24 protein-coding genes are annotated in these 23,729 nt (G+C 73.1%); 7 read left to right on the forward strand and 17 right to left on the reverse strand.

The window, feature by feature from the left end; genetic code table 11:
• Nucleotides 1-35 precede the first annotated feature (35 nt).
• The 3 genes from NI25_RS40625 to NI25_RS10435 all read left to right on the forward strand — a co-directional run bounded on the left by NI25_RS40625 (nt 36) and on the right by NI25_RS10435 (nt 1,143).
• Nucleotides 36-107 carry a putative leader peptide gene (locus NI25_RS40625; RefSeq protein WP_309544753.1) on the forward strand — a complete coding sequence of 24 codons (72 nt, stop codon included), beginning with the start codon at nt 36-38 and terminating at the stop codon, nt 105-107.
• A gap of 77 nt (nt 108-184) precedes the next feature.
• Nucleotides 185-730, forward strand: coding sequence for a cysteine dioxygenase (locus NI25_RS10430; RefSeq protein WP_061442201.1), 546 nt, complete (start codon nt 185-187; stop codon nt 728-730).
• Nucleotides 727-1,143, forward strand: coding sequence for a rhodanese-like domain-containing protein (locus NI25_RS10435; protein ID WP_061442202.1), 417 nt, complete (start codon nt 727-729; stop codon nt 1,141-1,143). Before NI25_RS10430 ends, NI25_RS10435 begins: the two co-directional genes overlap by 4 nt.
• Before the next feature lie 106 nt (nt 1,144-1,249).
• Here NI25_RS10435 and recX read toward each other — a convergent pair whose 3' ends face one another.
• Both recX and recA read right to left on the reverse strand, forming a co-directional pair.
• Entirely contained in the window at nt 1,250-2,032 is a 783-nt protein-coding gene (gene recX / locus NI25_RS10440) for a recombination regulator RecX (protein WP_061442203.1), read from the reverse strand.
• Between the two features lie 3 nt (nt 2,033-2,035).
• Nucleotides 2,036-3,160 carry a recombinase RecA gene (gene recA, locus NI25_RS10445; RefSeq protein WP_061442204.1) on the reverse strand — a complete coding sequence of 375 codons (1,125 nt, stop codon included), beginning with the start codon at nt 3,158-3,160 and terminating at the stop codon, nt 2,036-2,038.
• Between the two features lie 278 nt (nt 3,161-3,438).
• Here recA and NI25_RS10450 point away from each other — a divergent pair, with 278 nt between their 5' ends.
• Nucleotides 3,439-3,639, forward strand: a complete 201-nt coding sequence (locus NI25_RS10450) for a type II toxin-antitoxin system VapB family antitoxin (protein WP_061442205.1) — start codon at nt 3,439-3,441, stop codon at nt 3,637-3,639.
• 25 nt (nt 3,640-3,664) lie between these two features.
• Here NI25_RS10450 and NI25_RS10455 read toward each other — a convergent pair whose 3' ends face one another.
• Both NI25_RS10455 and NI25_RS10460 read right to left on the reverse strand, forming a co-directional pair.
• Nucleotides 3,665-4,837 carry an AI-2E family transporter gene (locus NI25_RS10455; protein WP_061446857.1) on the reverse strand — a complete coding sequence of 391 codons (1,173 nt, stop codon included), beginning with the start codon at nt 4,835-4,837 and terminating at the stop codon, nt 3,665-3,667.
• Between the two features lie 171 nt (nt 4,838-5,008).
• Complete coding sequence (locus tag NI25_RS10460) at nt 5,009-5,203, reverse strand: DUF3046 domain-containing protein (protein ID WP_031037914.1); 195 nt, start codon at nt 5,201-5,203, stop codon at nt 5,009-5,011.
• 81 nt (nt 5,204-5,284) lie between these two features.
• Between NI25_RS10460 and NI25_RS10465 the strand changes: the two genes are divergently transcribed.
• Nucleotides 5,285-6,262, forward strand: a complete 978-nt coding sequence (locus NI25_RS10465; RefSeq protein ID WP_061442206.1) for a hypothetical protein — start codon at nt 5,285-5,287, stop codon at nt 6,260-6,262.
• A 47-nt stretch (nt 6,263-6,309) separates the two neighbouring features.
• Here NI25_RS10465 and NI25_RS10470 read toward each other — a convergent pair whose 3' ends face one another.
• The 3 genes from NI25_RS10470 to NI25_RS10480 are packed head-to-tail and all read right to left on the reverse strand — an operon-like array spanning nt 6,310 to nt 8,230.
• Nucleotides 6,310-6,618, reverse strand: coding sequence for an AzlD domain-containing protein (locus NI25_RS10470; protein WP_061442207.1), 309 nt, complete (start codon nt 6,616-6,618; stop codon nt 6,310-6,312).
• Nucleotides 6,615-7,367, reverse strand: coding sequence for an AzlC family ABC transporter permease (locus NI25_RS10475; protein ID WP_061442208.1), 753 nt, complete (start codon nt 7,365-7,367; stop codon nt 6,615-6,617). Before NI25_RS10475 ends, NI25_RS10470 begins: the two co-directional genes overlap by 4 nt.
• Nucleotides 7,364-8,230, reverse strand: coding sequence for an AraC family transcriptional regulator (locus tag NI25_RS10480; protein WP_061442209.1), 867 nt, complete (start codon nt 8,228-8,230; stop codon nt 7,364-7,366). The genes NI25_RS10475 and NI25_RS10480 overlap by 4 nt, the downstream gene beginning before the upstream one ends.
• Nucleotides 8,231-8,503: 273 nt before the next feature.
• On the opposite strand from NI25_RS10480, the gene NI25_RS10485 reads away from it, so the two are divergent.
• The gene (locus NI25_RS10485; RefSeq protein WP_061442210.1) at nt 8,504-13,585 is read left to right on the forward strand and encodes an ATP-dependent helicase; all 5,082 of its coding nucleotides are present in this window, start codon (nt 8,504-8,506) and stop codon (nt 13,583-13,585) included.
• Nucleotides 13,586-13,603: 18 nt separating this feature from the next.
• On the forward strand, nt 13,604-14,458 hold the full coding sequence (locus tag NI25_RS10490) for an Fpg/Nei family DNA glycosylase (RefSeq protein ID WP_061442211.1): 855 nt from the start codon (nt 13,604-13,606) through the stop codon (nt 14,456-14,458).
• 46 nt (nt 14,459-14,504) lie between these two features.
• Here NI25_RS10490 and NI25_RS10495 read toward each other — a convergent pair whose 3' ends face one another.
• The 10 genes from NI25_RS10495 to NI25_RS10540 all read right to left on the reverse strand — a co-directional run bounded on the left by NI25_RS10495 (nt 14,505) and on the right by NI25_RS10540 (nt 23,704).
• On the reverse strand, nt 14,505-14,993 hold the full coding sequence (locus NI25_RS10495) for an SRPBCC family protein (protein ID WP_061442212.1): 489 nt from the start codon (nt 14,991-14,993) through the stop codon (nt 14,505-14,507).
• On the reverse strand, nt 14,990-15,379 hold the full coding sequence (locus NI25_RS10500) for an ArsR/SmtB family transcription factor (protein ID WP_061442213.1): 390 nt from the start codon (nt 15,377-15,379) through the stop codon (nt 14,990-14,992). Before NI25_RS10500 ends, NI25_RS10495 begins: the two co-directional genes overlap by 4 nt.
• A gap of 11 nt (nt 15,380-15,390) precedes the next feature.
• Nucleotides 15,391-15,708, reverse strand: a complete 318-nt coding sequence (locus NI25_RS40125) for a hypothetical protein (protein ID WP_061442214.1) — start codon at nt 15,706-15,708, stop codon at nt 15,391-15,393.
• A gap of 6 nt (nt 15,709-15,714) precedes the next feature.
• Nucleotides 15,715-16,185 (reverse strand): Dps family protein, encoded by a 471-nt coding sequence (locus NI25_RS10510; RefSeq protein ID WP_061446858.1) that lies wholly within the window; start codon nt 16,183-16,185, stop codon nt 15,715-15,717.
• A gap of 199 nt (nt 16,186-16,384) precedes the next feature.
• Nucleotides 16,385-16,765: a helix-turn-helix domain-containing protein gene (locus NI25_RS10515; RefSeq protein WP_007387871.1), complete on the reverse strand. Its 381-nt coding sequence runs from the start codon at nt 16,763-16,765 to the stop codon at nt 16,385-16,387.
• A 109-nt stretch (nt 16,766-16,874) separates the two neighbouring features.
• Nucleotides 16,875-17,420, reverse strand: a complete 546-nt coding sequence (locus tag NI25_RS10520; protein WP_061442215.1) for a CinA family protein — start codon at nt 17,418-17,420, stop codon at nt 16,875-16,877.
• Nucleotides 17,417-18,232 (reverse strand): CDP-diacylglycerol--glycerol-3-phosphate 3-phosphatidyltransferase, encoded by an 816-nt coding sequence (gene pgsA, locus NI25_RS10525; protein WP_061442216.1) that lies wholly within the window; start codon nt 18,230-18,232, stop codon nt 17,417-17,419. The genes NI25_RS10520 and pgsA overlap by 4 nt, the downstream gene beginning before the upstream one ends.
• A complete protein-coding gene (gene rimO / locus NI25_RS10530; protein WP_061442217.1) occupies nt 18,229-19,710 on the reverse strand; it encodes a 30S ribosomal protein S12 methylthiotransferase RimO in 1,482 nt (493 codons plus the stop codon). Before rimO ends, pgsA begins: the two co-directional genes overlap by 4 nt.
• 91 nt (nt 19,711-19,801) lie before the next feature.
• The gene (locus NI25_RS10535) at nt 19,802-20,665 is read right to left on the reverse strand and encodes a helix-turn-helix domain-containing protein (RefSeq protein WP_061442218.1); all 864 of its coding nucleotides are present in this window, start codon (nt 20,663-20,665) and stop codon (nt 19,802-19,804) included.
• Between the two features lie 285 nt (nt 20,666-20,950).
• Nucleotides 20,951-23,704: a DNA translocase FtsK gene (locus NI25_RS10540; RefSeq protein WP_199560876.1), complete on the reverse strand. Its 2,754-nt coding sequence runs from the start codon at nt 23,702-23,704 to the stop codon at nt 20,951-20,953.
• Nucleotides 23,705-23,729 lie beyond the last annotated feature (25 nt).

Raw genomic sequence — 23,729 nt, forward strand, 5'->3', positions numbered from 1 at the left:
GTCATGGTCTACTCCGGACCGTGACCGACACCTGTGTGCGCCTGTGGCGGAGGGTCCATATGGACCTCGTCCGCTATGCGGGCTGCGTGTGTCGTCCGTCCTGCTGATTCGCCCTCTCCTTCGCGCCCGGCGCAGCTCCTGCCTGCCGCCGCGCGCTCCCTCGCGAACTCCCAGGACGGTACCCGTGTCCCTCCCCTCCTTCTCTTCCTCACCTTCTCCCGCCTCCGCTGCCACGTCTGCCCCGACGCAGGCCGAGCTTCTCGACTTCGTCCGTCGTGCGGCCGCCGACGCGGAACTGGTCGCCTCCCTGCCGCTCGACCCCGAGGGCCGCACATGGGTGCGGCTGGCCGGGCCCGGCGGCAGCGAGGCCTGGCTGATCGGCTGGCCGCCCGGCACGGGCACCGGCTGGCACGACCACGCCGAATCCGTGGGCGCCTTCGTCACGGCCGCGGGCGAACTCAAGGAGAACGCGCTCGCCGCCCGCCTGCCCGCCGACGGCTGGAAGACCCTCGAGCTGAGCGACGGTGTGGACCGGGAACGCCGACTGGCCGTCGGCCAAGGGCGCGCCTTCGGCCGGCACCACGTGCACGAGGTCCTCAACGAGTCGTCCGACCGCCACGCGGTCTCCGTGCACGCCTACTACCCGCCGCTGCCGCAGATCCGCCGCTACAGCCGCAGCGGGCAGACCCTGCGCCTGGAGCAGGTCGAGCGCCCCGGGGACTGGCAGTGAGCGGGCCCACCGGGATCGACGCCCTGCTGGAGCGCGTCCGCGCCGGATATCGGCGGATCGCGCCGGAGGAGGCGCACGACGCCGCGGAGGCCGGCACGGCGCTGCTGGTCGACATCCGGTACGCCGCTCTGCGCGAGGCGGACGGTCTGATCCCTGGCGCCCTGGTGGTCGAACGCAACGAGCTGGAGTGGCGGCTGGACCCGCAGGGCAGCCACCGTCTCCCCGAGGCGACGGATCACGACGTGCGGGTGGTCGTGGTGTGCAACGAGGGCTACGCCTCCAGTCTGGCGGCGGAGTCCCTGCACCGTCTGGGGCTGCACCGGGCCACCGATCTGATCGGTGGCTTCCAGGCCTGGCGCGCGGCGGGCCTGCCGGTGGCGGCGTCCGGCCCCGACAGCCGGCGGGTCCGGTAGCCCGATAGTCGGCGGGTCCGATGGGCGGCGGGCCCTGTAGACCGGCGCGCTCATCACCTGACCGGCCCGACCGCCCGGCCGCGGGTGCCCCGGGTCGGGCAGCGTCTCAGAACGCCTCGTCGCCGAGGTACTCCGTGTCCTCGCCCTCCTCCTCCAGTGCCTGGCGGACCACCCGCAGGGCCATGCCCTCGGGGTAGCCCTTGCGGGCCAGCATCCCGGCGAGGCGGCGCAGTCTCTTGTCGCGGTCGAGGCCCCGGGTGGCACGCAGCTTGCGGTCGACCAGGTCGCGCGCGGTCTCCTCCTCCTGCTCGGAGTCCAGCCGGGAGGCCGCCGCGTCGATGAGGGCGGCGTCGACGCCCTTGGTGCGCAGCTCTCTGGCGAGGGCGCGTCTGGCCAGCCCGCGGCCGTGGTGCCGGGACTCCACCCAGGCCTCGGCGAAGGCGCCGTCGTTGATCAGGCCGACCTCCTCGAACCTGGACAGCACCTCCTCCGCGGCCTCGTCGGGGATCTCCCGCTTGCGCAGGGCGTCGGCCAGTTGTCTGCGGGTGCGCGGGGTCCCGGTGAGCAGGCGCAGGCAGATCGCCCGTGCCTGCTCGACCGGGTCCCGCGGAGGCTCCCCCTTCTCGGCCCTCGACGAGGAAGTGGCACCTCCGTCCTCGGCCGACGGCTCCGCGCGCTCGCCCCGTCGGCGTCCGCGCGTGCCGCCCGCCCCTCGGCCCCGTCCGCCTCCGCGGCGCGCCTCGCCGTCACCGTGGTGCGCCCCGTCGTCCTCGCGGGGGCCCGTGGCGAAGGGGTCCGTCTCGTACGGGGCCGCAGCCGCCCCGTACGTGCCGTCGCCCGGTCCGGCGGAGCCGTCGGTGTACTCGGCCCAGTCGGTTCGTCGGGTCACGGGTCAGCTCTTGGCTGCCGCGGCCTTGGACTTGGTGGCCTTGGCGGTCGTGGGCGCGGGCACCGCGGGTGCGGCGTCGGCCGTGGCGGCGGGGGCGGCGTCCGCGCCGGGCTCGGTGGCCGGCTCCTCGGGACGCACGCCGACGCCCAGCTTCTCCTTGATCTTCTTCTCGATCTCGTTGGCCAGGTCGGGGTTGTCCTTGAGGAAGTTGCGCGCGTTCTCCTTGCCCTGGCCGAGCTGGTCGCCCTCGTACGTGTACCAGGCGCCGGCCTTGCGGACGAAGCCGTGCTCGACGCCCATGTCGATCAGGCCGCCTTCGCGGCTGATGCCCTGGCCGTAGAGGATGTCGAACTCGGCCTGCTTGAAGGGCGGCGCGACCTTGTTCTTGACGACCTTGCAGCGGGTGCGGTTGCCGACCGCCTCCGTGCCGTCCTTCAGCGTCTCGATGCGGCGGATGTCGATGCGCACCGAGGCGTAGAACTTCAGCGCCCGGCCACCGGTCGTGGTCTCCGGGGAACCGAACATCACACCGATCTTCTCGCGGAGCTGGTTGATGAAGATCGCGGTGGTCTTGGACTGGTTGAGCGCGCTGGTGATCTTCCGCAGGGCCTGGCTCATCAGGCGGGCCTGCAGACCGACGTGGCTGTCGCCCATCTCGCCCTCGATCTCCGCGCGCGGGACGAGCGCGGCGACGGAGTCGATGACGATGAGGTCGAGGGCGCCGGAGCGGACCAGCATGTCCACGATCTCCAGGGCCTGCTCGCCGTTGTCCGGCTGGGAGAGGATCAGGTTGTCGATGTCGACGCCGAGCTTCTTGGCGTACTCGGGGTCGAGGGCGTGCTCGGCGTCCACGAACGCGACCTGACCGCCGGCCTTCTGCGCGTTCGCCACGGCGTGCAGGGTCAGGGTCGTCTTGCCCGAGGACTCGGGGCCGTAGATCTCCACGACCCGGCCGCGCGGGATGCCGCCGACACCGAGGGCCACGTCGAGCGCGGTCGACCCGGTCGAGATGACCTCGATGGGCTCCCTCGACCGCTCGCCCATGCGCATGACCGCGCCCTTGCCGAACTGCCGTTCAATCTGTGCGAGCGCGGCGTCCAGGGCCTTCTCGCGGTCGGTTCCTGCCATGGGTTCCACCCGGTTTGCTTGATTCGATCGCTTCACGTCAAAGACGCTAATGCCTGCCACTGACAATGGGCCCCGATGCGGGTCCGGCCTGTGGATAACCCGGGTGCAACCTCACCCAAACCCACTCGAATCACCCGCCACGAGCCCTGCCCGAGCCTCCATAAGAATGGATGTTCGATTTTTGTGTCAAGCGCACCACACGGCACTTCCGAGCGTACGTCTCCCGGCCCGGCGGGCCGGGTGGTTGGATGCAGGGACGAGCCGGAAGAGGGGGCACCATGGCCAGGGTCAACATCAGTCTCGACGCCGAACTGGTGGTGGAAGTGATGGTTCTGGCCGGTATCGGCTCGCCGCAGGACGCCGTCGAGGCCGTGGTGCGCGACTACATCGCCCGCGGTCACCGCACCGAGACCCGCACCGAGTTCAAGGACCGCGGTCTGCGGGATGTCGACGCCAAGCCGCAGGAGCCCCAGGGCTGACCCCGTTCCCGCCGGCCCGCCGCCCTCACGAGGGCCCGCCGTCCCCGTCCCCTTCCGGGCCCTCCGGCCCCGGGCGGCCCTGCTCCGGACGCCGGGCCCACAGCTTGCGCAGCCGCGTGGACCGCGCGGGCCCCACCCGGCGGACCCGGCGCCCGTGCACCCGCGGATCGTCCGTGACGTCGTAGCGCTTGACGTACGCCCCGAGGAACGCCTGCAGCGTGGCGACCGCCGGGATGGCGATCAGCGCACCGACGGCACCGAGCAGGGCGGTGCCCGCGATGACGGAGCCGAAGGCGACCGCGGGGTGGATGTCCACGGTCTTGGACGTCAGCTTGGGCTGCAGCATGTAGTTCTCGAACTGCTGGTAGATCACCACGAAGACCAGCACCCACAGCGCGTACCAGGGGTTGACCGTGAACGCGATCAGCATGGGCAGGGCGCCCGCGAGATAGGTGCCGATGGTCGGGATGAACTGCGAGACCAGGCCCACCCACACGGCGAGCGCGGGGGCATAGGGCACCTCGAGGATCTCCAGGAGGATGTAGTGCGCGACGCCGGAGATCAGCGCCATCAGCCCGCGTGAGTACAGGTAGCCGCCGGTCTTGTCCACGGCGATCTCCCACGCGCGCAGGACCTCGGCCTGGCGGGCGGGCGGCAGGACGGAGCAGAGCGCGCGCCGCAGCCGGGGGCCGTCGGCGGCGAAGTAGAAGGAGAACAGCACGATCGTCAGCAGCTGGAAGAGGCCGCCGAGGACCTGGGCCGACACGTCCAGGACGCCCGTCGCGCTGTTCTGCACATAGTTGCGCAGCCAGTCCGAGCGGAGCAGGCCCTCCTGGATGTCGACCCGCCTCAGCTCGGTGTGGAAGTGGCCGTTGACCCAGTTGATGACGGAGTCCAGGTAGTCCGGGAACTCCTCGACCATCTTGACGATCTGGCCGGCCAGCATGGAGCCGAGCAGGGTGACGAACCCGGCGGCGGCGATCAGCACGGCGAGGAAGACGAGGAAGGTGGCGAACCCCCGGCGCATGCCGCGCCCGGCCATCCAGCTCACCGCGGGTTCGATGGCCAGGGCCAGGAAGAACGCGATGAGGACGTTGATCAGCAGCCCGGTGAGCTGGTGGAAGGCCCAGCTACCCAGCTGGAAGGCGGCGATGAGCGCGAGGGCCAGCACCATGGCGCGCGGGAGCCAGCGCGGCATGCGGGCGCCCGGCCCGGCGGGGGCGCCGTCGGCCGGGGGCCCGGTGGGCGGCACGGGGCCGGCCGGGGATGCGTGCCGGGCGGCCTGCCCGGTCTCGTCAGTGGAGGGCACGGAGCAAGTCTCACCCACATCGCCGACGGGCAGACCCCGCCGGGCGATCTTCGTGCGTCCTCACCGCTTCTCCCGCGGCACGTTCATGACGGTGCACACCACCCGCCACACGTCCTTGGCGTCCCAGCCGGCGTCCAGCGCCTCGTGCACCGTACGTCCGCCCAGCTCCGCCATCACGTGATCGCGCGCGAAGGTGTCGGCGTACCCCGGACCGAAGTGGTCCGTCATCCGCTCCCAGAAGACCGTCAACCGCATGCCACCAGTATCCCGCCCCTGAGAGTGGGCCTTGGGCCGGGACCACCTGACGGAACCGCTTTCCGGCCTACGGTCTGTCCCATGGCCGAAACCGGAGCGTCCGCACTCCCCGCGATCCCGCCACCCGCGACCCCCTGCACCCCCCGCACCCCCGACTCACGCTCACCGCTCGCCCGCGCGGAGCGCTTCGTGTGGCTCAACGCGCGCGTGCTGGAGCAGCGGCTGTTCGCGTACCACTTCCGCGGTGGCGACCCCGGCCCGGTGGAGACGGCGCTGGACGCCTACCGCAACGAGGACGGCGGGTACGGCCACGCGCTGGACCCCGACCTGCGCGGCCCGGTCAGTCAGCCGCTGCACACGGCACGCGCCCTGTGCGTCCTGGACGCCGTCGGCCGCTGCGGCGGGCAGCGGGCCGAGCGCGTGTGCCGCTACCTGACCTCCGCGTCCACCGCGGACGGTGCCCTGCCTCTGGTGCGGGCGGGCGGGGAGGCGGGTCCGGTCGCGCCCTTCCTTCCGGTCGTGGCCGATCCCCCCGGTGAGCTGCTCGCCACCGGTCCGGTGGTCGGCCTGTTGCACCGCAACGAGGTCTGGCACGCCTGGCTGTTCCGCGCCACCGACTTCTGCTGGCAGGCGGCGGAGTCACTGGAGTCGTCGCGCCCGGACGAGATCGAGGCCGCCGTGGCCTTCCTGGACACCGCTCCGGACCGTCCGCGCGCGCAGGCCGCGGCCGACCGGCTGGGCCGCCTGGTGCGCGAGCGGCGCCTCGCCGTACTGGATCCGGACGACCTCGGCGCGTCCCCGGCCTCCCCCGGCCATGCCCGGGGCGAGCACCGGTTCCCCCACGAGTACGCGCGGGATCCGCGTTCGCTCGCGCGCGCGTGGTTCACGGACGCCGAGATGGCCCGCTCCCTCGACTTCCTCGCGGCCGAGCAGGAGGACGACGGCGGCTGGCCCGTCCGCCGGCCGCGCTGGGCACCCGCCCCGGTGCTGGAGACCCGCGGCCGGGTGACGATCGAGGCCCTGCGCACGCTCCGGGCCCACGGCCGTCCCCTGGGCTGACCTGCCGGCCTGGGGCTCGAGGCCTGTTACCCGGGGCCTGGGGCAGCTCAGCCGCCCATGGCACGTACACCCGCGGTGACGACCACGGCGGCCGCGACGACGAGCAGGAACGGCGCACGCAGCAGCAGCGCGATGGCGGCCGCGGCGACTCCCGCCGCCCGCGCGTCCAGCACGAGCGCCTGTCCGTCGGCGAAGGTCTGCTGGGCGGTGAGCGCCGCGAGGAGGGCGACGGGCAGCAGCGCGGCGAGCCGCCGGACCAGGGGGCGTTCCAGGGCGCCCGCGGGCACCAGCAGCCCGAGAAGCTTGACGGCGTAGCAGCCCACCGCGGTGACGCCGATCGCGATCCATACGCTCATCGCTCTCCCGACTCCTCACCGGTTCCGGCGCCACGCGCGCGGCGTCCGCGCGCCCACAGGACGACGGGCGCCGCCAGCGCGGCCACCAGGACGGGCACGCCGGCGGGCAGCACGGGCAGCAGGCCGAGTCCCAGGAGGACGGCCACGGCGGCGACCGTGCGCTCGGTGGTGTCCTTGAGCATCGGCGCGAGCAGCGCGAGGAAGACCGCGGGGCCGGCCGCGTCGAGACCCCAGGCGTCGGTGTCCCCGATGGCCTCCGCGCCCAGCGCGCCGAGCAGGGTGGTGAGGTTCCACAGGACGTACAGGGTGAGTCCGGTGACGGTGAACCCGATGCGGACGGCGCGCCGCGTGGGCTGTGCGAGGGCCACGGCCGTCGTCTCGTCGATGACCCATTGCGCGGCGAACGGCCGCACCGCGCGCGGGAGGGCCAGCAGCTGCGACAGGCGCAGCCCGTAGAACGCGTTGCGCACGCCCAGGAAGAAGGCCCCCGCCGCCGCGGTGAGCGGATTGCCGCCGGCCGCGAGCGCGCCGACGAGCGCGAACTGGGACGCCCCGGTGAACACCAGGAGGCTGAGGGCGCAGGTCTGGGCGAGGGTGAGTCCGCTGCCGGCCGAGGTCACCCCGAAGGCGAACCCGGACAGTCCGACGGCGACTCCGACCCCGAGGGCGTCCCGCACGACGGCGGCGTCCGGCTTGCCGCCGGCGGCACCCGTTTCGGGAGCGTCGGAAAGGGCTGTCTGTTCGGTCACGCCTCGAACGGTAGGAGCGGCTTGCGCCGCGCGTCTTGTACGTTCTTGCGCTCCCGCTGGTAGGCGCCGGGCGGCACCCCGACGATGCGCGCGAAGTGCCGGTTGAGGTGCGGCTGGTCGGAGAACCCCACGGCGACGGCGGCCTCGGCAGGGGACGTCCCGGTGTCCAGCAGCCGCCGGGCCCGACGGACCCGGGCGTCCGTCAGCCAGGTGTGGGGCGGCATGCCGTAGGCGTCCCGGAAGGCCCGCAGCAGCGCGAACGGGCTGCTCCCCAGCTCCCCGGCGAGGCGCTCCAGGCTCGGCGGGTCGGCCATCCGTTCCTCCAGCACGGCACGCGCGCGTGCCGCCGTCCCGGCCCCGGCCGTACGCACCCGGCGCCGGGGCAGCGGGCCGCCGTTCAGCCGCAGCAGCCGGGTCACGGCCACGCGCAGCAGGGTGTCGGCGGCGAGCGCGTTCCCGTCGTCGGCGGCGCGCAGCACGCGGTGCACCAGTTCAACGGCGTACGGGTCGTCGAGCACCGGCCGGACGAACCCGGGCGTGCCGCGCAGGGTCGTCGTCTCGGCCGCGATCCGGGCGACCAGCTCGGGTGCCGGGTAGACGGCCCCGTACCGCCAGCCCTCCGGCACTCCGGCCCGTCCGGTGTGCGGGGTGTCCGGGTTGACCAGGGCGAGTGAGCCGGCTCCGGCGTACTGGTCGCTCCCGCCGTGGTGGAAGATCTCCACGCCGTCGGCGATGGCGGCGATGACGAAGTGCTCGTGCGTGTGGCGGACGAAGGTCTTCCGTATGTACTGGGCACGGAGCAGGTCGACGTCGGGCAGCTCCGCGTAACGCCAGTGCCGTGCCCGCTCACCCGATCCCGCCATGCCCCCATTCTCCGCCAACCGCGCCCGGCTGCCGGCGACGGCCGCGGCGCACCAGGCGCCCGGCCCGGCCGTGGGCCGGGCGCCTGGTGCACGGGGCAGGGGGTGTCCGACCCGGCCCGGGACCGGGTGTGCGAGGCCGGCCGCCCTTCACGAGCCGGGGGCGCGCGCCGGGTGGTCCGACCCGGTCGAGGGGGCAGGCCGTTCCGGAACCCCCCGCCCGCCCCGTACGCCCGGCGCGGGCCGATTGTCAGTGGCCGGGTGCACGATGGATCCATGGTCAGCTCCGCACACCGAGCCCTGGACGGCTTCTCCCCCGCGACCCGCGGATGGTTCACGGGGGCCTTCTCCGCGCCCACCTCCGCCCAGGCGGGCGCCTGGCAGGCCATCTCGCAGGGCTCGGACGTGCTGGTGGTCGCCCCCACGGGATCCGGCAAGACACTGGCCGCCTTCCTCGCCGCGCTGGACCAGCTGACCTCGACGCCCCCGCCCGCCGACCCCAAGAAGCGCTGCCGCGTCCTGTACGTCTCCCCGCTCAAGGCCCTGGCCGTCGACGTCGAGCGCAATCTCCGCAGCCCGCTGACCGGCATCCGCCAGGAGTCCGTGCGCCTCGGTCTGCCCGAGCCCGAGGTCAAGGTCGGCATCCGTTCCGGCGACACCCCGGCCGCCGAGCGCCGCGCCCTGTCCACCCGGCCGCCGGACATCCTGATCACCACCCCGGAGTCCCTGTTCCTGATGCTGACGTCGGCCACGCGCGAGGCGCTGACCGGCATCGAGACGGTGATCCTGGACGAGGTGCACGCGGTCGCGGGCACCAAGCGCGGCGCTCATCTCGCGCTCACCCTGGAGCGGCTGGACGAGCTGCTGCCGAAGCCCGCCCGCCGCATCGGTCTGTCGGCGACGGTCCGCCCGGTGGACGAGGTGGCCCGGTTCCTCGCTCCGCGCGGCCGGGTCGAGATCGTCCAGCCGGAGTCGGGCAAGCAGTTCGACCTGTCCGTCGTCGTCCCGGTCGAGGACCTCGGCGAGCTGGGCGGCTCCCCGGTCGCGGACGGCAACGAGGGAGCGGAGCGCCCCTCGATCTGGCCGCACGTCGAGGAGCGGATCACCGACCTGGTCCAGTCGCACCGCTCCACGATCGTCTTCGCCAATTCCCGGCGGCTGGCCGAGCGCCTGTGCAACCGGCTCAACGAGATCGCGTACGAGCGGGCCACCGGAGAGCCCCTGGACGAGCACCACTCCCCCGCGGAGCTGATGGGCGGTTCCGGTGCCGCCCAGGGAGCGCCGCCCGTGATCGCCCGCGCCCACCACGGCTCGGTCTCCAAGGAGCAGCGCGCCCTCGTCGAGGAGGACCTCAAGGCGGGCCGCCTGCCCGCCGTGGTCGCCACCTCCAGCCTGGAGCTGGGCATCGACATGGGCGCCGTCGACCTGGTCGTGCAGGTCGAGTCACCTCCCTCCGTCGCCTCCGGCCTCCAGCGCGTGGGCCGGGCGGGACACCAGGTCGGCGCGGTCTCCACCGGCGTGGTCTTCCCCAAGTACCGTGGCGACCTGGTGCAGTCGGCCGTGGTCACCGAGCGGATGCGCAGCGGAGCCATCGAGGCCCTGCGGATCCCCGCCAACCCGCTGGACGTGCTGGCCCAGCAGCTGGTGGCGATGACCGCGCTGGACACCTGGCAGGTCGACGACCTCCTGGCCACCGTCCGCCGCGCCGCCCCGTTCGCCTCCCTCCCGGAGTCGGCCTTCACCGCCGTCCTGGACATGCTCGCGGGCCGCTATCCCTCCGACGCCTTCGCCGAGCTGCGTCCGCGCGTGGTGTGGGACCGGGTCGCCGGCACGGTCACCGGCCGCCCGGGGGCGCAGCGGCTCGCGGTGACGTCCGGGGGCACGATCCCGGACCGCGGCCTCTTCGGGGTGTTCCTGGCCGGGGCCGATCCGAAGAAGGGCGGCGGCCGGGTCGGTGAGCTGGACGAGGAGATGGTGTACGAGTCCCGCGTGGGGGACGTCTTCACGCTCGGCACCAGCTCCTGGCGGATCGAGGACATCACCCGCGACCGGGTCCTGGTCTCCCCGGCGCCGGGCGTACCGGGCAGGCTGCCGTTCTGGAAGGGCGACCAGCTGGGCCGCCCGCTGGAGCTGGGCCGCGCGCTGGGCGCGTTCCTGCGCGAGGTCGGTTCCCTGTCCGAGGAGGACGCCCGGCTGCGTCTGGTCACCGCCGGCCTGGACGCCTGGGCCGCGGACAACGTGCTGGCGTACCTCGACGAGCAGCGCGAGGCCTGCGGCCACGTCCCCGACGACCGCACCATCGTCGTCGAGCGCTTCCGGGACGAGCTGGGCGACTGGCGGGTCGTCGTCCACTCCCCCTTCGGCGCCCAGGTCCACGCCCCCTGGGCCCTCGCCCTGGGCGCCCGGCTGACCGAGCGGTACGGCATGGACGCCCAGGTCATGCACGCCGACGACGGCATCGTGCTGCGCCTGCCGGACGCCGACCTGATGGGCTTGGACTTCCTCGACCAGGATCCCGCCAAGCCGGGCCTGGAGTACGACGCCGAGAAGGCACCGGTCGGCGCCGCCGACGTCGTCTTCGACAAGGGCGAGGTCGACCGGGTCGTCACCGACCAGGTGGGCGGCTCGGCACTGTTCGCCTCCCGGTTCCGCGAGTGTGCCGCCCGCGCGCTGCTGCTGCCGCGCCGCAGCCCCGGCAGGCGCACCCCGCTGTGGCAGCAGCGGCAGCGGGCGGCGCAGCTGCTGGAGGTGGCGAGCGAGTACGGCTCGTTCCCGATCGTCCTGGAGGCGGTCCGCGAGTGCCTCCAGGACGTCTTCGACGTACCGGGCCTGGTGGAGCTGATGGGGGACGTGGAGGCCCGCAAGGTCCGCCTGGTCGAGGTCACCACCCCGGAGCCCTCCCCGTTCGCCCGCTCCCTGCTCTTCGGCTACGTGGCCCAGTTCCTGTACGAGGGCGACTCACCGCTCGCCGAGCGCCGGGCCGCCGCGCTGTCGCTGGACTCGCGGCTGCTGGCCGAGCTGCTCGGCCAGGCGGAGCTGCGCGAACTGCTCGACGCCGAGGTGCTCACCGAGCTGGAGCGCGAGCTGCAGTGGCTCACCGAGGACCGCCGCGTCAAGGACTCCGAGGGCGTCGCCGACCTGCTGCGGGTGCTCGGCCCGCTGACGGACGCCGAGCTGGCCGAGCGGGGCGCCGAGCCGCAGTGGGCGCCCGAGCTGGCCGCGGCCCGCCGCGCGATCAGGGTGCGGATCGCCGGCGCCGACCACTGGGCGGCCATCGAGGACGCGGGCCGGTTGCGCGACGCGCTGGGCACCGCGCTGCCCGTCGGTGTGCCGGAGGCCTTCACGGAACCGGTCAAGGACCCGCTCGGCGATCTCCTGGCCCGTCATGCCCGCACCCACGGCCCCTTCACCTCGGTCACCGCGGCGGCCCGCTTCGGTCTGGGCGTCGCGGTCACCGAGGGCGCCCTCCAGCGGCTCGCCGGGGCGGGCCGGGTGGTGCAGGGCGAGTTCCATCCGGCCGGTATCGGCCAGGAGTGGTGCGACGCGACCGTACTGCGCAGGCTGCGCCGTCGTTCCCTGGCCGCGCTCCGGCACGAGCTGGAGCCGGTGGCGCCGGCCGCGCTCGGCCAGTTCCTCCCCCAGTGGCAGCACATCGGCAAGGGACACACGCTGCGCGGCATCGACGGGCTGGTCCGCGCCGTCGAGCAGTTGCAGGGCGCCTCCGTGCCCGCCTCCGCGCTGGAGAAGCTGGTCCTGCCCTCCCGGGTGGCGAACTACAACCCGGCCATGCTGGACGAGCTGACGGCCGCCGGTGAGGTGGTGTGGGCGGGGGCGGGTTCCCTGCCCGGCAAGGACGGCTGGGTCTCCCTCTACCTGGCGGACGCGGCTCCCCTGCTCCTGCCGCCCCCGCACCCGCTGGAGACGACCGCCCTGCACGAGTCCGTCCTGAGCACCCTCTCGGGCGGGTACGGCCTGTTCTTCCGCCAGATCGCCGACCAGGTCCGCGCCACGACCCACCCGGAGGCCACCGATCCGCAGCTGGCCGACGCGCTGTGGGACCTGGCCTGGTCCGGACGGCTGACCAACGACACGCTGGCGCCCCTGCGCTCCCTGCTGGGTTCCGGGCGCACCGCCGGCTCCACCGCCCACCGCGCCAAGCGCGCGGTGCCCCGGGGGCGGTACGGCTCGCTCACCGCCGCCGCCCGCCCGGCGTCCCGCACCGGCCCGCCGACGGTCGCGGGCCGCTGGTCGCTGCTGCCGGAGCGCGAGGCCGACGGGACGGTGCGGGCCCATGCCCTGGCCCGCACGCTCCTCGACCGGCACGGCGTGGTGACCCGCGGCGCGGTCGCCGCGGAGGGCGTGGAGGGCGGCTTCTCGGCGGTGTACCGGATCCTGGCCGCCTTCGAGGAGAGCGGCCAGGCCCGGCGCGGCTATGTCGTGGAGGGGCTGGGCGCGGCGCAGTTCGCCATGGAGGGGGCCGTGGACCGGTTGCGCGCGGTGGCGAACGCCCGTGAGCGCGGTGCCGACTCGCCCCCTCCGACGGACTCCACGGGCGACGTGTTCGACTCCGGCCCCGCATCCGGTGGCCCCGCCGGACCGGTCGCCGGTTCCCCCTTCGGCCCCTTCGGGGACTCGGGCAGCTTCGGCGGTCCCGGCGACTTCCGCGACTCCGCGTCCGGCAGCGGCCCCGGCGCCCCGGACCCCACCGGCGGCGCCGTCCCCGATCACCGGCGGGGTACCGGCCGCCCGGCCCCGGCGGGCCCCTTGGACGACTCCGACGACGTCTTCGCCGACCCCGACGGCCTGGGCCGTTCACCGTCCCGGGGCGACTACATCTCGCCGCGCGACTACGCCGAGCCGGGCGCCGGCGGTCCGCGCGGCGGCGGGCACGGGCACGGCGGCTACGGGGGCTCGCGCGGGCCGTACGACACCGGACTTTCCGGCCGGCGCGATCGCACCGCCGCCGGACCGCGGGCCGTCGTCCTGGCCGCAGCCGACCCGGCGAACGCCTACGGCGCGGCCCTCGGCTGGCCCGAGCCGCCGGCCGGTGCCACGCACAAGCCCGGTCGCAAGGCGGGCTCCCTGGTGGTCCTCGTCGGGGGCGAGCCCGCGCTCTACATGGAACGCGGCGGCAAGACCCTCCTGCTGTGGCCCTCCGACCCCGACCGGCTGCCCACCGAGGACCCGGGGCTGCGAGCGGCGGCGCAGGCCCTCGCGGAGGCCGCACGCGCCGGTTCCCTGGGCACGGTCACGGTGGAGCGGGTCAACGGCGCGGCGGCCCTGACCTCCCCCTTCGGGCCGCTGCTGGAGGGAGCGGGCTTCGTCGCCACTCCACGCGGTCTGCGCATCAGGGCGTGACCCTGTCACTCTTGAACCATGCCCGAAGGTGACACGGTCCTACAGGCCGCGCGACGGCTGCACGACGCCCTCGCGGGCAAGGTGCTGACGCGCAGCGACTTCCGCGTCCCCCGGTACGCCACGGTCGACCTGACCGGCCGCACCGTCCTGGACGTCACCCCGCGCGGCAAGCACCTGCTCACCCGTGTCGAGGGCGGCCTGACGGTGCACTCACACCTGCGCATGGACGGTTCCTGGAAGGTGTTCGCGCCCGGTCAGCGCTGGAGCGGCGGACCCGCGCACCAGATCAGGATCGTTCTCGCCACCGCCGACCGCACGGCCGTCGGCTACCGCCTCCCGGTGCTGGAGGTCCTGCGCACCGCCGACGAGCAGCGCGCCGTCGGCCATCTCGGCCCCGATCTGCTCGGCCCCGACTGGGACCCGGCGCGGGCGCTGGACAACCTGCGGGCGGATCCGGCCCGTCCGATCGGGGAGGCCCTGCTCGACCAGCGCAATCTGGCCGGCATCGGCAACGTCTACAAGTGCGAGCTCTGCTTCCTCCTCGGCGTCACCCCCTGGCTGCCGGTCGGGGACCTGCCCGCGGACCGCGCAGCGCGGCTCCCCGGGCTCGCGCGGGAACTCCTGGAGGCCAACCGCGACCGTCCGGTCCGCCGGACGACGGGCCTGCGCGGCCAGGACCTGTTCGTGTACGGCCGCGCGCCCCGCCCCTGCCTGCGCTGCGGCACGTCGGTCCGGGTGGCCGACCAGGGCGACGGCTCCCGCGAGCGCCCCACGTACTGGTGCCCGGCCTGCCAGGCGGGACCCGCGCCACGCCCGGGCGGCCCGGCGGACGCACGGGCACGGCACCGGTCGGCCCGCCGCGGAGGCCGCTGAGGAAACGGCCGGGGAGCCGTGGGAGCCGCGGGAGCCGCGGGACGGCTCAGCCGGCGGCGAGGATGGCGTCCATCTGGCCGGCCGCCTCGCGCATGCCCTCGTCCATGCCCATCGTCATGAGCTGGTCCATCTGCTCCCGGGTGTCGAAGACCGCCCGCATTTCCATGCGGGTGCCGCCGTCCCGCTCGGTGAGCGTCACGCGGTTCGCGGTCGTCGGCATCGCGGCGTTCGGCACCCCGTCCTCGTCGGCGAACCCGTCGGTGAACTCCAGCGACCGTGGTGCGTCGACCGTGGCCACCCGCCACCAGCCGCGGTACTTCTCGCCCTGCGGGCCGGTCATGAAGTACGTGACGTCCCCGCCGGGGGTCAGGTCGTGCTCCTCCACCGTCGCCGGGTGGGACGGCGGTCCCCACCAGCGTTCCAGCTGCCGGGGGTCGGCCCACAGCTGCCACACCCGTTCCGCGGGGGCGGCGAAGTCGGCGACCAGGGTGAGGGTCAGGTTGTCCGGATCCTTGTCCAGGCTGGTGACACTCATCGGCTCCGTCCTTCCGTCGATTGCTGCGCTTCGGATTCGGTTTCGGGTGCCTCGGCGAGCAGGCCGGACATGCGCTCCACGCGTCCGCGCCACGCGGCCTCGAGTCCGTCCAGGGCTCGGCGGGCCCGGCCCAGGGCGTCGGGATCGGCCCGCACGAGCTGTTCCCGTCCGCGGCGTTCCTTGACCACCAGGCCGGCCCGTTGCAGTACCGCGACGTGCTTCTGCACGGCGGCGAAGCTCATCGGGTAGGCCTCGGCCAGCCGTGACACCGACAGGTCCTCCCGCACACAGCGGCGCAGGATGTCGCGGCGGGTCGTGTCGGCCAGCGCCTGGAACAGGCGGTCCGTGCGCGCTTCCGCTTCTTCGACACCTTCATCTACAACCATTTGGTTGTATGTTACTCCCCCGGGCGTCCGCCGTGAAGGCCGGAGCCGCCCGGACGGGCCGGGTCCCACGTCGAGTCAGGCGCCGGGGCACGCCCTCGCGTCACGGCCCCGCGCAGAGCCCGCCGCCACCGTCCCGCACCCAGTGCCCCCACGGCCCGGCGCCGCGGCACACAGTGCACGGGCAGCACGCTCAGCCCCCAGCCGCCGACCGCGACCGCCCCTTCCAGTACCCCGGCACCGGGCTCCAGCGCCAGGCGCAGCACCGCCCACCACCACAGCGCACAGAGGCCCAGCGCGGCCGTCCGGCGGGCCGTGCGCGCCGCCGCCATCCCGTGTCATCCGTTCCCGGCCTGGAACATCCAGTGCTGCTTCTCGAGATCGGCCGTGATCTGGATGAAGATGTCCTGACTCACGGGATCGGGCTCGCCGCTCGCCGTGATCCGCTCGCGCATCCGCCCGATCACCGCACCCAGCGCGTCCACGATCGTCTGCACGGCGGCGGTGTCGTCGACCCAGCCCTCGGGGGTCACGTCGATCCCGCTGCCCACGGCGACGGTCGCGGCCCGTCCGTCCGGGGAGACGCCGAGCGCCGAGGCACGTTCCGCCACGGTGTCCGAGTGCGTACGGGCCGTGCCGACGAGTTCGTCCAGCTGGAGATGGACGGAGCGGAAGCGCGGGCCGACCACGTTCCAGTGGATCTGCTTCGCCACCAGGGCCAGGTCGACCAGGTCGACGAGGGCGCCCTGCAGCGCCTCGGAGACGGTCTTCAGGTCCGCGTCGGACAACGGGCTCTTCACGACGTACATCCACGCCTCCGTCGGTCGCCCCCCGGCCATCTCCTCCACGATGACCGCACCCGCCCGGACCGGCAAACCGGCGCCTGCACCGCCGACGGCGTGCACACTCACGCGCGGGACGCCCCCGGACACGCGAAAACCCCGACCGCGTCACTCCGGTCTCCCGGAGCGACCCCGGCCGGGGCCTCACACACACGTTCTCGGGCGCTCAGGCGGCGACGACGTCCACTGCCTCGGCGGGCGCCTTGATGGTCACCCGTTCCGGTGGCACACCGGTCACCGAGACGGAGCCCAGCATCGGACGCACCGGTGCCGGAACGGTCTCGCTGGGGGTGGCCGCAGCGGACTGGGCCAGCTCGGCGAGGGCGAGCTCGTCGCTCACTTCCCGCATGAGCTCGGACATCCGTACGTCCAGCGCGTCGCAGATGGCGGAGAGCAGCTCGGAAGAAGCCTCCTTCTGCCCCCGCTCCACCTCGGAGAGATAGCCGAGTGAGACTCGGGCGGACGAGGAGACTTCGCGCAGAGTACGGCCCTGGCGTTGGCGCTGCCGACGCAGCACGTCACCCAGCAGGCGACGGAGCAGAATCATCGGTGGCTCCCTCCTCGGACCGTGTAACCGCATCCTTCACGCCCCACCGTACCGCCTCGCGCCGCGGCCGTGCGGGGAGCGATGTCGTGTTCACTCAGGGCTGCAAACATCAAAACCCCCCGTTCCGTTCCGTATCCTGTGCCCGCTCATTCCCGGTCTGTTCGCTCGCAAGCTCCCTCAAAAGAAGTGCGAGTACGCTCCGTACACTCTCCATACGAATTTCCGCGCGGTCGCCGTTCAACCGCAGCGCCTCCACTTTTCCGCCATCGGCGCAACCCCGCCGCGCTCCCCGGGGTCCGTCCACGGCCACGAAGACCGTCCCCACGGGCTGTCCGTCCTGCGGGTCCGGGCCGGCGACACCCGTCGTCGCGATGCCCCAGTCGGCGCCCAGGCTCGCTCGTACACCTGCCGCCATCTGGGCGGCGACCTGCGGGTCCACCGCTCCGCGTGCTGCGAGCAGGTCGGCGTCGACGCCGAGCAGTTCCCGCTTCAGCACCGTCGCGTACGCGGTGACGGAGCCCCGGAAGGCCTTGGAGGCACCGGGGACCGCGGTGAGCGCGGCGGCGACCATCCCGCCGGTCAGTGACTCGGCGACCGCCAGGGTCTCGCCCCTGACGGTGAGTAGTCGCACCACGTCGGCGGCCGTGGAACTCAAGCTTCCGACTCCTTCGACGCATTCTTCAACGCCGCTCTGCGTTCGGCGATTCCCCGGCGGCGCAGCACAATGGCCTGCTTCACATAGTCCAGTCCGGTCGCCACGGTCAGGATCACCGCGGCGGCCATCACCCAGAACCTCAGGGTGGCCAGGGGACCCGTGAGCGCCAGGACGTACATGCCGACGGCGATGCCCTGGGTGAGGGTCTTCAGTTTGCCGCCCCGGCTGGCGGGGATGACGCCGTACCGGATGACCACGAAACGCAGGACGGTGATCCCGAGTTCCCGGCCGAGGATGACGGCCGTCACCCACCACGGCAGGTCGCCCAGCGCGGACAGGCAGATGAGCGCCGCCCCCATGATCGCCTTGTCGGCGATGGGGTCGGCGATCTTGCCGAAGTCGGTGACGAGGTTGTAGGTGCGCGCCAGATGCCCGTCGAAGAGGTCGGTGAACATGGCGACGGCGAAGGCGGCCCAGGCGAAGGAGCGCCAGGCCGGGTCGTATCCGCCGTTGCCGAGCATCAGCACCACGAAGACCGGCACGAGGAGCAGCCGGAACATCGTCAGCAGATTGGCGACGTTCCAGAGGCTCGCCTGGTTGACCGCGGCGGCCGCGATCTTGCCCCCGCGCCCGCCGGCACCGCCCTCGGTCGCGCCCCGCTCGGCCGTACCCCGCTCCGCCGCGTCCCGTTCCACGGTGCCCCCCGGAGTCGTACGCTCGGCCGGTCCGTGCGCCGGACCCACGGTGCCACGCGGCGCGGTCCTGCGCGCACTGGAGGAGCCGCCCGCCGCGGACGCCGGGACTCCGCTCATCTGCCGGCCTCCTCACTCCGCTCGGGCGAGCCCTGCAGCGGCTCGGCCACCAGGTCGACACCCTCCGTACCGACCACCTTCGCGTCGACCATACGACCGACACTCAGGCCTTCGCCGCTCGTGAGCAGCACCTGGCCGTCCGTCTCGGGCGCCTGGTGCTCCGCGCGGCCGCGGACGCCGTCGCCCTCGTCGGCGGGGTCCACGGACTCGACCAGTACCCGCACGGTCGCGCCGACGCGCTCGTCGGCGCGTTGCGAGACCAGTTCCTCGGCCAGCCGGGAGACACGTGCCAGTCGCTCGGCGACGACGTCCTCGTCCAGCTTGTCGCCGTAGGTCGCCGCCTCGGTGCCCTCCTCGTCGGAGTATCCGAAGACGCCGATGGCGTCGAGGCGGGCGTGGTTCAGGAACCGTTCCAGTTCTGCGAGGTCGGCCTCGGACTCGCCGGGGAAGCCGACGATGAAGTTGGAGCGGACACCGGCCTCGGGGGCCTTGCTCCGGATGGTGTCGAGGAGCTCCAGGAAGCGGTCGGTGTCGCCGAAGCGGCGCATCGCGCGCAGCACGTTCGGGGCGGAGTGCTGGAAGGAGAGGTCGAAGTAGGGCACGACCTTCTCGGTGGAGGTCAGCACGTCGATCAGCCCGGGGCGCATCTCGGCGGGCTGGAGGTAGCTGACCCGCACCCGCTCGATGCCGTCGACCTCGGCGAGGTTGGGCAGCAGCGACTCGAGGAGGCGGATGTCGCCGAGGTCCTTGCCGTAGGAGGTGTTGTTCTCGGAGACCAGCATGATCTCCTTGACGCCCTGCTCGGCCAGCCACCGCGTCTCGTTCAGCACGTCGCTGGGGCGGCGCGAGATGAAGGAGCCGCGGAAGGAGGGGATGGCGCAGAAGGAGCAGCGCCGGTCGCAGCCGGAGGCCAGCTTCACCGAGGCGACCGGGGAGCCGTCCAGGCGGCGGCGCAGGGGCGCGCGGGGCCCGGAGGCGGGGGCGACGCCCTCGGGGAGGTCGGCCGGGCCGTGTCCGGGCAGGGCGACCGAGGCGCCGGCCTCCTGCCGCTCGGCGGGGCTGATCGGCAGCAGCTTGCGCCGGTCGCGCGGGGTGTGGGCGGCGTGGATGCCGCCGCTGAGGATGGTCTGCAGGCGGTCGGAGATGTCGGCGTAGTCGTCGAAGCCGAGGACGCCGTCGGCCTCCGGGAGGGCGTCGGCCAGCTCCTTGCCGTACCGCTCGGCCATGCAGCCCACGGCCACGACGGCCTGCGTTCTTCCGTGGCCCTTGAGGTCGTTGGCCTCCAGGAGGGCGTCGACGGAGTCCTTCTTGGCGGCCTCGACGAAGCCGCACGTGTTCACGACGGCGACGTCCGCTTCCTCGGCGTCGTCGACGAGCTTCCAGCCGTCCGCCTCCAGACGGCCTGCGAGCTCCTCCGAGTCCACCTCGTTACGGGCGCAGCCAAGGGTGACGAGTGCGACGGTGCGGCTTTCAGGCATGGGCTCAAGACTACTTCGTCCCGCCGACAGCCCACGTCGACGGGGTTGGCCGACCCCGGCCGCCCCCGTGCCGAAGCACACGCCCGATCCGCTATCCGACCTGCGGATCGCCCTTCGTGTACGTCAGCCGCTCGACGGCGCCGGGCTGGAAGTCGTCCTCGATCTTCTTGCCGTTGACGTAGAGCTCTATGGCTCCGGCGTCACCGAGAACGAGGTTGACCTTCTCGTTGTCCTGGAAGGTCTTGGAGTCGCCCTGGTCGAGCAGTCCGTCGAAGAGCAGGCGGCCGTTGTGGTCCTTGGCGGAGATCCAGCTGCGCCCGTCGGTGGCGCTGACCTTGACGGTCACCTTGTCCGCGGGTGCGGCGGCGATGGCGCTGTCGCTCGGTTCCGGTTTCGGGTCGGCGGGCTTCTTGGGCTTGGCGCTCGGCGAGGCGGACTCGCCCGACGAGGGCTGGGCCCCCTCGGCGACGCTCGCTTCGTTGCCGCCGTCGTCGCCGCCCTTGACGAAGGTGAAGCCCACGAAGCCGATCACGGCGACGATGGCGGCGACCATGGCGGCGGTCCAGTTGGGTCCGCGCCGCTCGGGACGGATGCGCTCCGCCTCGAACAGGGGCGCGGTGGCGGTCGGCTCCGGGCGCCCGCCGTGCTGGGCCTCGTACTGCGCGAGCAGCTCGGCCGGGTCCAGCCCGACGGCCTTGGCGAGGGTGCGGATGTGGCCGCGCGCGTAGACGTCGCCGCCGCAGGGCGTGAAGTCGTCCGCCTCGATGGCGTGCACGATGGCGATGCGGACCCGGGTGGCGGTGGTGATGTCGTCGACGGTCAGCCCGGCGGCGATCCGTGCCTGCTGCAGGGCACGGCCGACGGAGGGCCGGGCTTCCTCGGAAACGTCTTCAGGGGCGTCGTGGGACACGTCTTCGATCGGACGCTCGTCTTCGGGGGAGTTGCCGTTGGACACGGGGGCGCCTTTCGAGCGTTTAGCCGCCTGTGCTGGGCGTTCAGTCTAGGAGGGGTGCCAAGGGGTGGGGCAACCGGGCGGTACGACCTTTACGCCATCGGAATGGCCCGGCACCCCGATGGTGGACTACCTGTTTGTCACTTCCCTCAACTTGACGTAGGGCATGGGGAAACGGTTGCTCAATGATCCCTAACGGGTGAGTCACGATCGGCCGCCCGGCCGCCGCGACCCTCCGCCGGAGGAATGCCGCGGGAACTCCGGCGGAACCGGTCGGCTACCCGTTCCCTAGCCTTCAGACTCCCCCCGGATCACCGCGAGCACTCCGTCCAGCTCGTCAGGCTTCACAAGAACGTCACGAGCCTTCGAACCCTCGCTCGGCCCGACGATGCTCCGCGACTCCATCAGGTCCATCAGCCGCCCGGCCTTGGCGAAGCCGACGCGCAGCTTGCGCTGGAGCATCGACGTCGACCCGAACTGCGTGGAGACGACCAGCTCGGCGGCCTGGCACAGCAGGTCGAGGTCGTCGCCGATGTCCTCGTCGATCTCCTTCTTCTGCTTGGTCCCGACGGTGACGTCGTCCCGGAAGACCGGCGCCATCTGGTCCTTGCAGTGCTGGACGACGAGCGCGACCTCCTCCTCCGTCACGAACGCGCCCTGCATGCGGGTCGGCTTGTTCGCACCCATCGGCAGGAAGAGACCGTCGCCCTTGCCGATCAGCTTCTCGGCGCCGGGCTGGTCGAGGATGACCCGGGAGTCGGCGAGCGAGGAGGTGGCGAAGGCGAGGCGGGAGGGCACGTTGGCCTTGATCAGACCGGTGACGACGTCCACGGAGGGCCGCTGGGTGGCGAGCACCAGGTGGATGCCGGCCGCGCGCGCGAGCTGCGTGATCCTGACGATCGCGTCCTCGACGTCCCGCGGCGCGACCATCATCAGGTCGGCCAGCTCGTCCACGATCACCAGCAGGTACGGGTACGGCTGGAGTTCGCGCTCGCTGCCCTCGGGGGGCTTGACCTTGCCCTCGCGCACCGCGCGGTTGAAGTCGTCGATGTGCCGGTAGCCGTAGGCGGCGAGGTCGTCGTAGCGCAGGTCCATCTCGCGCACGACCCACTGGAGCGCCTCGGCGGCCCGCTTCGGGTTGGTGATGATCGGGGTGATCAGGTGCGGGATGCCCTCGTACGCGGTCAGCTCGACGCGCTTGGGGTCGACCAGGATCATCCGGACGTCCTCGGGGGTCGCCCGCATCATGATCGAGGTGATCAGGCAGTTGATGCAGGACGACTTGCCGGAGCCGGTGGCGCCGGCGACCAGCATGTGCGGCATCTTCGCCAGCGAGTGCATGACGTAGCCGCCCTCGACGTCCTTGCCGAAGGCGACCAGCATCGGGTCGTCGTCCTCGGCGGACTCGGCCAGGCGCAGCACGTCGCCGAGGTTGACCATCTCCCGGTCGGTGTTGGGGATCTCGATGCCGACCGCGGACTTGCCGGGGATCGGGCTGATGATCCGCACGTCGGGGCTGGCGACGGCGTACGCGATGTTCTTGGTCAGCGCGGTGATCCGCTCGACCTTCACGGCGGGGCCCAGCTCGACCTCGTAGCGCGTGACCGTCGGGCCGCGGGTGAAGCCGGTGACGCGGGCGTCGACCTTGAATTCGGTGAAGACGGTGGTCAGCGAGTCGACTATGGCGTCGTTGGCGGCACTGCGCGCCTTGCCGGGGCCGCCGCGCGTGAGGAAGTCGAGCGACGGCAGGGAGTAGGTGATGTCGCCGGAGAGCTGGAGCTGCTCGGCGCGCGGCGGCAGGTCCCGCTCCTTGGGCAGCGGCGTCTTCGTCAGGTCCGGGACGCCGCCGCTCGCCGGTTCCTCCGCGGGCGCCTTGGCGGCGTCCTTCTTGAGCTTCCCCGGCTGCGGCCGCGCCGCCGGCACGGGCGTGGGCGTCGGGGTCGTGGTCTCGCGCTCCCCCGTGCTCACCCCCTGGGTGAGGTCGGCGACCAGCGGCGAGGGCGGCATCCCGTGCAGTACGGCCCCGTCGAGCGCGGCGGCCGCGGCGGCGGCGACGTCCACGGCGTCCATCGGCCGGTTCATCTCGGGCTGCGGCACGGCGGACCGCCGGGGCCTGCCGCGACGCCGGCTGAGCGCCTCCTGCTCGGCCGCGTCGGGGTCGTACGGCTCGGCGGCGGCCGGTGCCCCGCGCTTGCGGGACCGGGCGGGCAGCGCCTCGCGCCACTGCTCGTCGTAGCGTTCGTCGTCCTCGGTGTACCCGTCCGCCTGCGGGTCGTGGACGACGCCGAGCCGCACCCCGAGCAGCCGAAGCCGCTGCGGGATCGCGTTGACCGGGGTGGCGGTGACGACGAGCAGGCCGAAGACCGTGAGCAGCACCAGCAGCGGCACGGCCAGCACGTCGGTCATCGTGGCCGACAGCGGGGTCGCCGCTCCCCAGCCGATCAGCCCCCCGGCGTCCCTTATGGCCTGCATGCCGTCGCTGCGTGCCGGTGAGCCGCAGGCGATGTGCACCTGGCCGAGCACGCCGATGACGAGCGCGGACAGGCCGATCACGATCCGCCCGTTGGCCTCGGGCTTCTCCGGGTGCCGGATCAGGCGTACGGCGATGGCGCCGAGCAGCAGCGGCACGAGCAGGTCCAGGCGGCCGAAGGCGCCGGTCACGAGGATCTCGACGAGGTCGCCGACGGGGCCCTTGAGGTCGGCCCAGGTGCCCGCGGCGACGATCAGCGCGATGCCGAGCAGCAGCAGGGCGACGCCGTCCTTGCGGTGGGCGGGGTCGAGGTTCTTGGCGCCCTGCCCTATGCCGCGGAAGACGGCGCCGACGCCGTGCGCGAGCCCCAGCCAGAGCGCGCGCACCAGCCGGTAGACGCCTCCGGTGGGGTTCGGGGCCGGTTTGGGCGCGGGCTTCTTCGCCGCGGCCTTCTTGGCGGGCGCCTTCTTCGCGGGTGCCTTCTTCGCGGCGGCCTTCTTGGCGGGACCCTTCGCGGGAGCGGCCGCCTTCTTCGCGGGCTGCTTCTTGGCTGCGGAGGGACGTGAGGCCATGGGTGTGAGGTTACCGGGGGAGACG

It is taken from the genome of Streptomyces sp. CCM_MD2014 (assembly GCF_000772045.1).
Taxonomy (GTDB): Bacteria; Actinomycetota; Actinomycetes; order Streptomycetales; family Streptomycetaceae; genus Streptomyces; species Streptomyces salinarius.